This is a genomic window from Paraburkholderia sp. IW21 (genome assembly GCF_041321145.1).
GTDB lineage: Bacteria > Pseudomonadota > Gammaproteobacteria > Burkholderiales > Burkholderiaceae > Paraburkholderia.
Genome location: NZ_JBGGWA010000010.1, coordinates 65,688 through 78,097 on the forward strand (window position 1 = coordinate 65,688; position 12,410 = coordinate 78,097).

Consider the following 12,410-nt stretch of genomic DNA (forward strand, 5'->3'; position numbering starts at 1 on the left):
TTATGCTCCGCCCGTCACGCGGATCACTTCTTCAAGCGACGTCAGCCCGGAGGCAAGCCAGCGGTCCGAGTCCTCGCGCAGCGTGCGCATACCTTGCGCGCGGCCGGCGATGTGGATCTCCGCATCCGCTGCGTTACGGTGAACCAGCGTGCGGATTTCGTCGTCGATAAGCAGCAGTTCGTACACGCCGCGCCGTCCTGCGTAACCGGATTGGCCGCACTTGTCGCAACCCACCGGATGCCAACGCACGCTGCCGTCTTCTTCAACGCGTTCTTCACGGCACACCGGGCACAGGCGCCGCACCAGCCGCTGCGCGAGCACGCCAAGCAGCGACGAAGCCAGCAGATACGGCTCCACGCCCATGTCGGTCAAACGCGTCACCGCGGACGCGGCGTCGTTCGTGTGCAGCGTCGCCAGAACCAGGTGGCCCGTCAGCGACGCCTGCACCGCGATCTGCGCGGTTTCCAGATCGCGAATTTCACCGATCATGATGATGTCCGGATCCTGCCGCAGGATCGAGCGCAGCGCCCGCGCGAAAGTCATGCCGATCCGCTCGTTGACCTGCGTCTGGCCGATGCCGGACAGGTCGTATTCGATCGGGTCTTCGACCGTCATGATGTTGGTGGTCGCGGTTTCGAGGCGCGACATCGACGCATAAAGCGTGGTCGTCTTGCCCGAGCCGGTCGGACCGGTCACCAGCACGATGCCGTGCGGCTTGCCGATCAGCTTGTCGAACTTGACGAGCGTATCCGGCGCCATGCCCAAGGCTTCGAGGTTCAGGCGCGACGCGTCTTTTTCGAGGAGACGCAGCACCGCGCGTTCGCCGTGGCCAGTTGGCAGCGTGGAGACGCGCACGTCGACTGGGCGTCCGCCGACACGCAGCGTGATACGGCCGTCTTGCGGCAAACGCTTTTCGGCGATATCGAGCTGCGCCATGATCTTGATCCGCGAGATCAGTGCACCGTGCAACGCTTTCTTGGGACGCACCACGTCGCGCAGCGTGCCGTCGACCCGGAAGCGCACCACCGACGAGGTTTCGAACGGCTCGATATGAATATCCGAAGCCTGTTCGCGCGCGGCTTGCGTGAGCAATGCGTTGATCATGCGGATGATCGGCGCATCGTCTTCCGACTCGAGCAGATCCTCGACCTCGGGAATGTCCTGCATCAGGCGCGACAGATCGACTTCGCCTTCCACTTCGCCGACCACTTGCGCGGCGCTGCCGTCCTGGCGCGCGTAGGCCTGGTTGATCGCCTGAGCGAGTTCGTCGGCCGCCACACGCACGACCGACAACGCGCCGAAATTGCGTGCAACTTCGGCGAGCGCCGCATCGCTCGTGCGTTCGCTGATCCAGACTTCGAGGCTGTCGGCGTGCTGATGCGCGACCAGGATCTGGCCGCTGCGGGCAAAGCCGTAGGGCACGAGGCGCGCTGCGACCGCCGACGGCGCGATACGTTCGGCATGCTCCGCCACGACCGCAGGCGGAATCGCCGAGGCTTGTGCCGCTGCCGACGATGCCGAAACTGAAGGCGGCGTGGACGGCGTGCTCACGGCCGCGCTCCAGGCGACACGGTTGAAGGCGCCATGGGCACCGGGTTGGCCTGGACGGCGCCGTTGTTCATCGCCGGGGCCGGAACAGGCCGCGGCGGCGCCATCTGCTGACGACGCATATTGTCGAGATCGAACAGGTTCATCGCGGGCGCCCCGCCCTGGCTGGGGCCGATGGGCATCGGCGGAACCACCGGATCGTCGTTGTCCTTGATCAGGTTGTTATCCGACTTGTACGCGCCCTGCACGCCCTGAATGTAGTCGTAGCGGTTCGACGTCACGGCCTGCGCGGTAGAGCGATCGTTGATGATCACCGGGCGCAGGAACACCATCAGGTTGGTCTTCTGGCGGGTCTTCTGTTCCGAGCGGAACAACTGGCCGATCCACGGGATATCGCCCAGCAGCGGCACCTTGCTGTTGCTGACCTGGTAGTTGTCCTGCATCAGGCCGCCCAGCACGATGATCTCGCCGTTATCGGCGAGCACGGTGGACTGGATCGAGCGCTTGGTGAACTGCGGGCCGGCCGGATTGGTCGCCGCGTTGGTCGTACCGTTCACGATCGCCGAGTCTTCCGTGTAAAGCTGCAGCTTCAGGATGCCGCCATCGGTGATCTGCGGCTTGATGTGGAGCGTCAGACCGACATCGACGCGGTCGAACGTGTTGAACGCGTTGCCTGTGGTGCCGCTCGTGAGGTTTGAATACGAACCCGTCTGGATCGGCACGTTCGTGCCGACGATGATCTTGGCTTCCTCGTTGTCGAGTGTGATGAGATTAGGCGTTGACAGCACGTTCGCGTCGGCGGTCTGCGACAGCGCCTGCAGCAGCGCACCGAGTCCCTGGACGCCGAAAATGTTGTGAATCCAGCCGATGTTGAGGCCCTGCTGGAGATTCTGGGTTGCGAGCGCCCCGGCGAGACCGCCGGTGGCCCCAACCGCTCCGGCCGCAGCGGCCCCGGCCGTCAGATTGATGATGCTGTTGCCCGAGCCGGTCGCTACGTTGGTGCCGGCAAAGAGCGAATTGTTCGCGACCTGCCACTGAATGCCGAGATTGGCGTTCGTGTTCGAATTCAGCTCGACGATCAGCGCCTCGATATACACCTGCGCGCGCCGGGCGTCGAGCTGGTCGATCACTGCCCGCAGGTTGCGGTACACCGGCTCGGCCGCCGTGATGATCAGCGAGTTGGTCGCAGCGTCCGCCTGGATCATGCCGCCCGGCTGGTTGTCCTCGCCCTTGTCCTTTTCGCCGCCGAGCTGGCCGGAAGACTCGGAACCGCTGTTCGAGCCGTATCTTCCCCCGCTGCTGCCGCCCATCGGCGAGGCCGTCGAACTGCTTCCGAATCCGCCAGACGGCAGCGGCGGCGTGCCCGACGCGCCTGTCGAACCGCCCGACGAGCCGCCGCCATTCTGGTTGAACGAATTCGCTTCGTTCGAGCCGCCCGACGAGCCGGTGTCGCCAGCTTTGCCGAGCATCCCGCGCAAGGTCTTCGCGAGCTTCGTCGCGTCCGCGTTGCGCAGCGCCACGACGTGCATGTTGCCCGGCATGGTGGTGGGTGAATCGAGTTCCTTCGCCAGTTGCTTCGCTGCCGCGAGCCGGCCGCCGTTCGATGCACGGATCAGGAGCGAGTTGGTGCGCGGGTCCGCCGTGATCGACACTTTCAGCGTCGCGTCAGTGCTGCCGATCGCGCCGGGGTCGAGCATCTTGGTCAGTTGCGTGGCGATATCGATTGCGTTCGCGTTCTTTAGCTGCACGACCGATACCGACTGGCCCGCCGCCGTATCGACACCCGCGATGATCTGCGCGATACGTCGCACGTTGTCGGCGTAATCGGTCACGACAATCGTGTTGTTGGCCGGGTAGGCCGCCACGGTATTGTTCGGCGAGATCAGCGGACGCAACACCGGCAACAGGTTATTGGCCGATTCGTTCTTCAGCACGAACACCTGCGTGACCACCTGATCGCCGCGTGCAACGGGCGTATTGCCGACGTAGGTCGGCACGCCTTGTAGCTTGGCGTCGGCTTCGGGCACGACCTTCAGTACGCCGTGATCCTGCACGAGTGCGAAACCCTGCATCCGCAACGCGGACTGCAAGGTCTTCAGCGCCTGCTCTTCAGGCACCGCATTCTCCGACACGAGGTTCAGCTGACCCTTCACGCGCGGGTCGACGATGATCGTTTTGCCCGTTGCCGCACCGATCGCCTTGGCGACCTGGTCGATATCGGCGTTCACGAAGTTGAGTGTCACCTGGGCGTGTGCTGTCTGCGCGGTGATCAATCCAGCCACCAGCAGCGCCGTTGCGACGCGACGCAATGCCATACGATTTCTTCTCATGGAATGTGGTATCGATGCCGACAGCCGCAGCCGCCGACGGTCATGCAGTGCAAACATTTGAGCAGGCCGCCGCCCTGTCGGTCTGCCAGCCGGCGTCACGGGCGATCGGCGCCCCGGGTGCCGGACATCCAATGTCCGAAAAAAATGAACAGTAACAGTTTTTCATGTCGGATTTGTCACAAAACAACCGCCCCCGTGCGATTACTCTAGAGATCGCCTCAAACTGTCAAGCGATTGAAAGCAAACAGGCTTCTGTGCGCCGCACCGCAGACGCGCTTCGTTTTCCACCTGACTATGGCGTTTAGCCAACTTGACGCGTGTTTGCCTGCCGGTATGATACGAGCCGTTCGCGCTACTGGTTGCGACTTGCCGACGCGGGTTTTCCCCCATGACCGGCAAAAGCCCGTCCAGTGTGCCTCTCCGGCTTCCAGCGGCTGGAGTATGGCGGATGCGTCTCCTTACGAACCCTTACCCTTGCGATTTGTTTAGTCGTCTTGACCGATGAAACGAGCCTTCGTCACTGTCGCCGCAGGATTTGCCGTGCTAATCGCAGCAGGGTCCGCGCGCGCCGATTGCTTTGACGCGGCGGCGGGGTATCAGAAGGTCAACCCTTTGATTCTGCGTGCAATTGCATGGCAGGAGTCACACAATCGGCCCGACGCGCTGCATAAAAACACCAACGGTTCGACCGACTACGGCGTGATGCAGATCAATTCGATCCATCTGCCCACGCTCGCCCAGTACGGGATCTCGCAAGGCACGCTCATGGAGCCTTGCAAGAACGTCTATATAGCGGCGTGGCATCTGCGCCGCCAGATGAACAAGTACGGCAATACCTGGCAGGCGATCGGCGCATACCACTCCGAGACACCGGCGCTGCGCGACAAGTATGCGCAGCAGATTGCCGCGATCCTGCGCAAATGGAATCTGATGCCGGCTACGCACTGACCGGTACGCCGGCGGGGACAAGTGCTCACTTCTGCCGGCGCGGACGGCCCGCTGGCGTTTGTGAGCATGGCTTCATACGCTGTCTGATCGGGCCCCTCGCGCGGCCACTCCCCGTTTGATGCACAATGCGGCTTCGTGCTGCCGTCGGCGTTCGGCCATCTTCCGGCCCCGGAGTCATGCGACCCCAAGCCCGGCACGCCTTCCAATCCTCTAGCTTTTCCGTACTGCGATGAACCAGCCGCTATTGCCCGTCACCGTGCTCTCCGGTTTTCTGGGCGCCGGCAAGACCACGCTCCTGAACCACATCCTCGCGAATCGCGCGGGTTTGCGCGTGGCCGTGATCGTCAACGATCTGGCCGCCGTCAATATCGATGCAACGCTCGTGCGCGATGCCGCCGCGCTGTCGCATGTCGAAGAACAACTCGTCGAACTGTCCAACGGCTGCATTTGCTGCACGTTGCGCGATGATTTGCTGGTCGAGATCCGGCGCCTTGCCGACGAAAAGCGCTTCGACGCGATCCTGATTGAGTCGACCGGCGTGGCCGAGCCAATGCCGATTGCCGAAACCTTCACCTTCGTCGACGATGACGGCGCGTCGCTGTCCGATGTCGCACAGCTCGATACGATGGTGACGGTCGTCGATGCGTTCAACTTCCTGCGCGACTATGGTTCGGCCGACGCGCTCGCCGAGCGGGGTATCGCCGCAACCGCCGAGGACGATCGCACACTGGTCGAATTGCTGATCGAGCAAATCGAATTCTGCGATGTGCTGGTGGTGAACAAGGCCGATCTGGTGAGCGCCGATGAACTCACACGCTTGCAGCGCATCCTCGCCCGCATCAATCCGCGCGCCGTGCAGGTGGTGAGCCGTTTCGGCGAGGTGCCGCTTGACGAAGTGCTGAATACCAAGCGCTTCGATTTCGACGAGGCGTCGAGCGCGCCTGGCTGGCTGGCGTCGCTGAATCACGAAGATGAGCACGAACATGAGCACGGCCATGCCCATCACGGCGAAGCGGACGAATTCGGCATCGGCAATTTCATTTACCGCGCACGCCGGCCATTTCACCCGGAGCGTCTGTGGGCGCTGCTGCATCAGGAGTGGAAGGGCGTTTTGCGCAGCAAGGGCTTCTTCTGGCTCGCAACCCGTAACGACATTGCCGGTTCGCTGTCGCAGGCGGGTGGCGCTTGCCGGCATGGCCCGGCGGGAATGTGGTGGGCCGCGCAGGACCGCAGCGAATGGCCGGACGGCGACGACGAGCTGGCCGCCGAGATTGCCGCCGACTGGCACGGCGATCCGGAGGATCTGAGCATCGGCGACCGTCGCCAGGAACTGGTGATGATCGGCGTCGGCATCGACCCGGCGATCTGGCAGGCGAAGTTTGACGCGTGCCTGCTGACCGAAAAAGAATACGCGGCAGGGCCGCAGGCGTGGCAACAATTCACCGATCCATTCCCGGCGTGGGACTTCGACGAAGACGACCATGGCCACGATCACGACGGCCAGGGCCACGGCGAAATCGTGCATCGTCACGACTGAGCGGTTTCTGTCAGCCGGAAGGTTTAGCCGCGTTCCCCCGCCGTCGCGGCTAGACAAAAATCGCAGACGAAAAAAAACCCGCCGTTGGCGGGTATCAACTGCCGGGCAGTAATCTGCTTAGCGCTTGTTGACTGCGTCTTTGAACGCCTTACCAGCCGTGAACTTGACAGTCTTGGCAGCCGGGATCTTGATAGATTCGCCGGTCTTGGGGTTACGACCCGTACGTGCTGCGCGCTTGCCCGAACCAAAGCTGCCGAAGCCGATCAACTGGACCGCGTCACCCTTCGACACAGACTTCTTGATCACTTCAAGCAACGTGTCCAGCGTCTCACCGGTTTGAGCCTTGCTGGCGCCCGTCTGTCCTGCGACGGCGTCGATCAGTTCCTGTTTGTTCATTAAGGTTCCTTTCTGAGTTTAGGTTGACACGAACAGCGCGAACGCGCCGATTATACGTGCGCGGGCCGCGCCGTCGAGCAGCGGCGGCTCCGGATCCCCTCCGGACAAATAGCGCCGGACAGTTGACTGCCCGTCGGCCGTGCTGCCGCTCCCTTCGCGGCGCTTGCTATGATAGCGCAGCGCAAACCCAATCAGGATAAGGGTTTCGAAGAATTAAGCGGTTCCGGGGTCGATACAGAGGGGAAACCCTTCTTTTTTGGCTTCGCGGACCTCAACCAAGGGCTGAAACCTAGCATGGACGGGGCTTAGCGTTGGTTTTTGCCAACGTTCGGCGCGTCTTTTCGCCGCCCGGCGAGTTGCGCGCGCTGGCGGTAACGTCTGACCCGCTCTTTCGAGCGTCATTTTCCGCCGCGCATGACCGATCCGCTGATCCCTGCCGTCCTCGCGTTTCGCGACAACGGCACGCCTTTTTCCCCGCTCTACGACGACATCTATCACAGCGCCGTCGGCAGTCTCGAGCAAGCTCAATACGTCTTCCTGCGCGGCAATGGGCTGCCGGACCGCTGGCAGGGCCGTCGCATGTTCACCGTGCTCGAAACCGGCTTCGGCATGGGCATCAACTTCCTGATGACCTGGGCCGCCTGGCGTGCCGATCCGGCGCGCTGCGAGCGGCTGCACTTCGTCTCGACCGAGAAACATCCTTTTACTCAAGTCGATTTGCAAAGCGCCTATGCCGCGACGATTACCGATCCGACGATTGCCGCGCTTGCCCAAACGCTGGCCAACGCATGGCCGATGCTCGTACCCGGCACACATCGGCTGGAGTTCGACGATGGACGGATCGTCCTGACGCTGGTGTTCGGCGACGCGGCGGAAACCTTGCCGAACTTGAGGTTGCGCGCCGATGCGTTCTATCTGGACGGTTTCGCGCCGGCCAAAAACCCCGCGATCTGGACCCCGGCGATCTTCAAGGCGCTCGCGCGGACGGCGGGCGAGGGCGCCACATTCTCGACATACAGCAGCGCCGGCGACATCAAACGCGCTTTGACTCAATCGGGCTTCGAGTATCGCAAGGTCGACGGCTTCGGTTGGAAACGGGCGATGCTGGTCGGCCACTTCGCGCCGCGCTGGCGCGTGCGCCGCTATGAACCGCCGGCGCCACTCGCGGTCGACGAACAGCATGCCATCGTGATCGGAGCGGGTCTTGCCGGTTGTGCGGTGATCGAGCGGCTAGCCGCTCGGGGCTGGCGCATCACGTCGCTGGAGCGGCATGCGTCTGTGGCTCAGGACGCGTCGGGCAATCCGGCGGGCGTGTTCCATCCGATGATCTCGCGCGACGACAGCGTCGCTTCGCGCGTGACGCGTGCGGGCTTTCTCTACACGCTAAGACGTTGGGCCGAGCTCGAACGCCTCGGGCACCGGCCGTTGCGCGGTGGCCCGGGCCTATTACAGATCGCCGCAAACGAAGAAGAAGCACGCTCGATGAGCGAAGCGATTGCGGCGTTCGGCTATCCGTCCGAATACGTGAGCCCGGTGTCGTTGAGCGAAGCGCAAAGGCTTGCCGGCATGCCGCTCGCACAAAGCGGTTGGCTCTTTCCACAGGGTGGCTGGATCGATCCGGCGTCGCTTTGCGCAGCGCAGTGCGCAGCGGCGGGCGACTTGCTCGAACGCCGCTTCGGTATGGAAGCGGCGCGCATCGAGCGGTCTGACAAACAATGGACCGTGTTCGATGCAGCAGGGCAGGCCATCGCGCGGGCGCCGGTGGTGATCGTCGCAAGTGCACACGATGCCGCACGCATTGCCGGCTTACAGCACGCGCCGACCCGCAGCATCCGTGGCCAGCTCACCTTGCTGCCGCCAGGCACCGTGCCGCCGCTCAAGATGCCGGTGATCGGCGAAGGGTATGCGGTCTCACTGGCCGACGGCGCCACGCTGACGGGCGCCACCTACGAACTCGACGACCCCGATACGTCACTGCGGCCGGACGGCCATCTGGAAAACCTCGAGCGCGTCGCGCAGATGCTGCCGGCGTTTGACGGCGCCGTCGATCCGGCACAAGCGGCGGCGCTCGCCGGACGCGTCGCGTTTCGCTGCGTCACGAGCGACCGGATGCCGATGATCGGCAACCTCGCCGACGAAGCCACGGCGACGCGCGACGCTCAACGTCTGCGTGGTGCATGGCCGCTCGATTTGCCGCGCCTCGACGGCTTGTACGGCGCGTTCGCTTACGGCTCCCGCGGACTGGTGTGGGCGGCGCTCGGTGCGGAGTTGATCGCCTCACAGATCGAAGGAGAGCCTTGGCCGCTCGAACGGGATCTGGCTGAAGACATCGATCCTGCTCGCTTCCTCTTACGCACTTTGCGGCAAGGCACGGCGAGCTAGCCCTACGCGCTGAACATCTGTGACGAGCAAGTTATCCACTGATGCGTGTGGATAACCGCGCGGTTTACCGGCGCAACTCATGTGGAACCGTTGTGGACGTAAACGGGGTAACTTTGCCGCCGTCGAAAATCGCGAAAAGTTACCCTTGTATACCCGCTGCTGCCGCACACGCTGTGCATCCTGTTATGCGAGTGGCAACTCATTGATTGAATTAGGTAAACCAAGGTTATCCACAGAAATCGGGGCGCCTTGTTAACTGTTACTACGTATACATACAGTAAACGTGTAAACAGAAAGGCCATCCCCAGATCGAAGGCGATCGAAAATTCGAAGCCGGCAAAAATCTCTGGAAAACGCCTGCCCATGTGTCCCGACCAACACATCTGCAACGTCCAATCTGTATCCTCTGAGAGCCGGAGCAGATCGTAAAACGGTCGCTTTTTCCTCATCTTGCGAAGATAACGTACGGTTTTACCGTTTTGCCTGCATGTTCGTCTCTTTTCGGTCAAGGCCGAAAAAGCTATGGCACAATCGCCGTTCTTTTCCGCGTCGTGCCTCGCCTCTCGCGGCATCCGCTGCAACGGAACGGTGCCGTTCAATCAGAATCTGATTCAAAGTCGACGGCGTTCTTTCACCGTACCGGGCGGTTGCTATGGCCGCACCTTGGAATGCGCCGCGCTCCCTGCGGCTGCGGCGCGTTCAGATCATCCGATCATTGAAAACTCGCAACGCCGGTCACGCGAAGCGATAGCGACAGTGAGCGCCTTGAGCGCTCACCCATTCGCCGGTGTTTGCGCCGCTTCGTGTCGTCTGCCGTTGCTGCAAAGGAGAACCCCTCACGATGAATTCGGCGTTTTCATTTTTTCCAGCCTGGCCACTCGCACCCGACGCCATTTTTTGGGCTGGTCTTGCATTGCTCACCGCAGGTCTGTGCGGCGAGCTTTGCTATCGCGCGTGGCGTCTGCCGCGTATTTCCGGGTATGCGGTCATTGGCCTGGTAGCCGGTGCGGCCGGCTTCGGCGTGATCGACGCGGCTTCAGCGAGCGCCGCGCGGCCGCTGCTCGATGTCGCGCTCGGTTTGTTGTTATTCGAACTTGGCAGCCGGCTCGATCTGCGCTGGATTCGCCGCAATCCCTGGCTGATTCTGTCGAGCGTCGCCGAGGCCACGCTGACTTTCGCGCTGGTTTTGCCGATTCTGCTGTTCCTGAACGTGCCACTGATGGTGGCGACGGTGCTCGCCGCGATTGCCATGGCCACTTCGCCGGCCATGGTGATTCAGCTCAAAACGGAACTGCGCGCGGAAGGGCAGGTGACGCAACGGCTGTTGACCTTGACCGCGCTGAACAGCATGTATGCGGTCGTGATCGAAAAGCTCGTGTCGAGCTGGTTGCATCAGGAGGTCTACGGCAACGTCTTTGCGACCATTCTGCAGCCGCTTTATCTGCTGGTCGGCTCGCTCGTACTCGCGTATCTGCTGGCGCGCACCTGCACGTTTTTTTATCGGCGTCTGAACATGCAGGACGAGCATTCTTTCGTCGCGCTGTTCGGTCTCGTGCTGCTGGCGATTGCGGTGGCGCATCTGTTCAAGCTGTCGACGATCCTCGCGCTGCTGGCCGCCGGCATCATCGTGAAGAATCATGAAGCGCGTCCGCAGTTGTGGCCACAGCATTTCGGCACGGCCGGCTGGTTGTTGACCGTGATTCTGTTCGTGCTGACGCTGACTTCGTTCGAATGGAAAGACATCGCACTCGGTGGTGTGGCGGCGCTGGGCCTGATTGCCGCGCGCCTCGTCGCAAAGCTGGTGGGCGTCATGGCGTTCGCCAAACCGAGCGGCTTGAACTGGAAGCAGGGGATCGCGCTCGGCTTGTCGTTATCGCCCATGTCGGCGCTGGCTTACCTGCTTGTCGACGACACGTACAACCTCTATCCGAATTTCGACCCGCAACTGCGGGCCATCGTGATGTGCTCGATTTTCGTGCTGCAGATTCTCGGACCGTGGCTCGTGTATCGCAGCCTGGCGCTAGTGGGTGAGCGGCGCGAAGAATAAGCGCACGCCGCTTCCCGACGCTGTATGTGCTTTATCCAATTTATTCGCTTCAAAAAACGGCCGGGCATGTGACAAGTCCCCGGCCGACCTGACTCAGGGGACGCCATGTCACTCGAACCCTTCATCGATTCGAAACCGTTTACTTTCGGTGTCGAACTCGAGATGCAAATCGTCAATACGCACGACTATGATCTGACCAAAGCCGGCTCGGATCTGCTGCGCCTCATCAAGGACGAAAAAATCCCCGGCAACATCACGCCGGAAATCACCGAAAGCATGATCGAGTTGTCGACTGGCATCTGCACGACGCACGAACAGGCTCTCGCCGATTTGCGCAAGATTCGGGACACGCTGGTTTCCGCCGCCGACCACCTGAACGTCGGCTTGTGCGGCGGTGGCACGCACGCGTTCCAGCAATGGAGCGAACGGCAAATTGTCGATACGCCGCGCTTTCAGTATCTTTCAGAGTTGTACGGCTACCTTGCCAAGCAATTCACGGTGTTCGGCCAGCACGTACACATCGGCTGTCCGGATCCGAACAGCGCGCTGTATCTGCTGCATTCGATGTCGCGCTTCATTCCGCATTTCATCGCGTTGTCCGCTTCGTCGCCGTTCGTGCAGGGCGTTGACACGGGTTTTCATTCGGCACGCCTGAATTCCGTGTTCGCGTTCCCGCTTTCGGGCCGCGCCCCGTTCGTGCTGACGTGGGACAGCTTCGAGGAATATTTCTCGAAGATGGTGCACACCGGCGTGGTCAACAGCATGAAGGATTTTTACTGGGACATCCGCCCGAAGCCGGGTTTCGGCACGATCGAAGTACGCGTGATGGATACACCCCTGTCGGTGGATCGCGCGGCGGCGATTGCCTGCTACATCCAGACGCTTGCGCGGCATCTGCTGCTCGACAAACCGATCACGCCGAAGGAAGACGATTACCTCGTCTACACCTTCAACCGTTTTGAAGCATGCCGCTTCGGTCTGGCCGGCAACTGCATCAATCCGCAAACGAGCGAACGCAAGACGATTTCCGAAGACATCCTCGAAACGCTCGACCTGATCGCGCCGCACGCGGAAGCATTGGGTTCGGGCAACGCGCTCGCCGAAATCGGCGCGATCGCGCGCGGTCAGGTCAATGATGCGACCTGGTTGCGCAGCGTCTTCGAACAGGAAAAATCCTTGCACGAAGCCGTCAGGCAGCAGTGTTTGCAGTGGCGAGCCTAGC

The 12,410-nt window shown here is 62.0% G+C and carries 8 protein-coding genes; 5 read left to right on the forward strand and 3 right to left on the reverse strand.

Annotated elements, in window-relative coordinates; genetic code table 11:
* Together gspE and gspD are read right to left on the reverse strand one after the other, a co-directional pair.
* Positions 1–1,551 carry a type II secretion system ATPase GspE gene (gene gspE / locus ACAX43_RS22865; RefSeq protein WP_370710691.1) on the reverse strand — a complete coding sequence of 517 codons (1,551 nt, stop codon included), beginning with the start codon at positions 1,549–1,551 and terminating at the stop codon, positions 1–3.
* Positions 1,548–3,863 (reverse strand): type II secretion system secretin GspD, encoded by a 2,316-nt coding sequence (gene gspD, locus ACAX43_RS22870; protein ID WP_370710692.1) that lies wholly within the window; start codon positions 3,861–3,863, stop codon positions 1,548–1,550. The genes gspE and gspD overlap by 4 nt, the downstream gene beginning before the upstream one ends.
* Before the next feature lie 516 nt (positions 3,864–4,379).
* Here gspD and ACAX43_RS22875 point away from each other — a divergent pair.
* Together ACAX43_RS22875 and ACAX43_RS22880 are read left to right on the forward strand one after the other, a co-directional pair.
* Positions 4,380–4,826: a lytic transglycosylase domain-containing protein gene (locus tag ACAX43_RS22875; RefSeq protein WP_370710693.1), complete on the forward strand. Its 447-nt coding sequence runs from the start codon at positions 4,380–4,382 to the stop codon at positions 4,824–4,826.
* Positions 4,827–5,055: 229 nt separating this feature from the next.
* Positions 5,056–6,363, forward strand: a complete 1,308-nt coding sequence (locus ACAX43_RS22880; protein WP_370710694.1) for a GTP-binding protein — start codon at positions 5,056–5,058, stop codon at positions 6,361–6,363.
* Positions 6,364–6,480: 117 nt separating this feature from the next.
* Here the strand turns inward: ACAX43_RS22880 and ACAX43_RS22885 are convergent, their stop codons facing one another.
* Positions 6,481–6,759, reverse strand: coding sequence for an HU family DNA-binding protein (locus tag ACAX43_RS22885; protein WP_179707629.1), 279 nt, complete (start codon positions 6,757–6,759; stop codon positions 6,481–6,483).
* A gap of 414 nt (positions 6,760–7,173) precedes the next feature.
* On the opposite strand from ACAX43_RS22885, the gene mnmC reads away from it, so the two are divergent.
* From mnmC to ACAX43_RS22900, 3 genes are all read left to right on the forward strand, one after another.
* Positions 7,174–9,141, forward strand: a complete 1,968-nt coding sequence (mnmC, locus tag ACAX43_RS22890; protein WP_370710695.1) for a bifunctional tRNA (5-methylaminomethyl-2-thiouridine)(34)-methyltransferase MnmD/FAD-dependent 5-carboxymethylaminomethyl-2-thiouridine(34) oxidoreductase MnmC — start codon at positions 7,174–7,176, stop codon at positions 9,139–9,141.
* Between the two features lie 841 nt (positions 9,142–9,982).
* Positions 9,983–11,188 carry a cation:proton antiporter gene (locus ACAX43_RS22895; RefSeq protein WP_370710696.1) on the forward strand — a complete coding sequence of 402 codons (1,206 nt, stop codon included), beginning with the start codon at positions 9,983–9,985 and terminating at the stop codon, positions 11,186–11,188.
* Positions 11,189–11,293: 105 nt separating this feature from the next.
* Positions 11,294–12,409 (forward strand): YbdK family carboxylate-amine ligase, encoded by a 1,116-nt coding sequence (locus ACAX43_RS22900; protein WP_370710697.1) that lies wholly within the window; start codon positions 11,294–11,296, stop codon positions 12,407–12,409.
* Position 12,410: the final 1 nt, after the last annotated feature.

Excerpts from the sequence above, each read along its gene's own strand:
- ACAX43_RS22900 (WP_370710697.1), top strand. The coding sequence starts at position 11,294 with ATGTCACTCGAACCCTTCATCGATTCGAAACCGTTTACTTTCGGTGTC.
- gspD (WP_370710692.1), bottom strand. The coding sequence starts at position 3,863 with ATGGCATTGCGTCGCGTCGCAACGGCGCTGCTGGTGGCTGGATTGATC.
- ACAX43_RS22885 (WP_179707629.1), bottom strand. The coding sequence starts at position 6,759 with ATGAACAAACAGGAACTGATCGACGCCGTCGCAGGACAGACGGGCGCC.
- ACAX43_RS22880 (WP_370710694.1), top strand. The coding sequence starts at position 5,056 with ATGAACCAGCCGCTATTGCCCGTCACCGTGCTCTCCGGTTTTCTGGGC.
- mnmC (WP_370710695.1), top strand. The coding sequence starts at position 7,174 with ATGACCGATCCGCTGATCCCTGCCGTCCTCGCGTTTCGCGACAACGGC.
- ACAX43_RS22875 (WP_370710693.1), top strand. The coding sequence starts at position 4,380 with ATGAAACGAGCCTTCGTCACTGTCGCCGCAGGATTTGCCGTGCTAATC.
- ACAX43_RS22895 (WP_370710696.1), top strand. The coding sequence starts at position 9,983 with ATGAATTCGGCGTTTTCATTTTTTCCAGCCTGGCCACTCGCACCCGAC.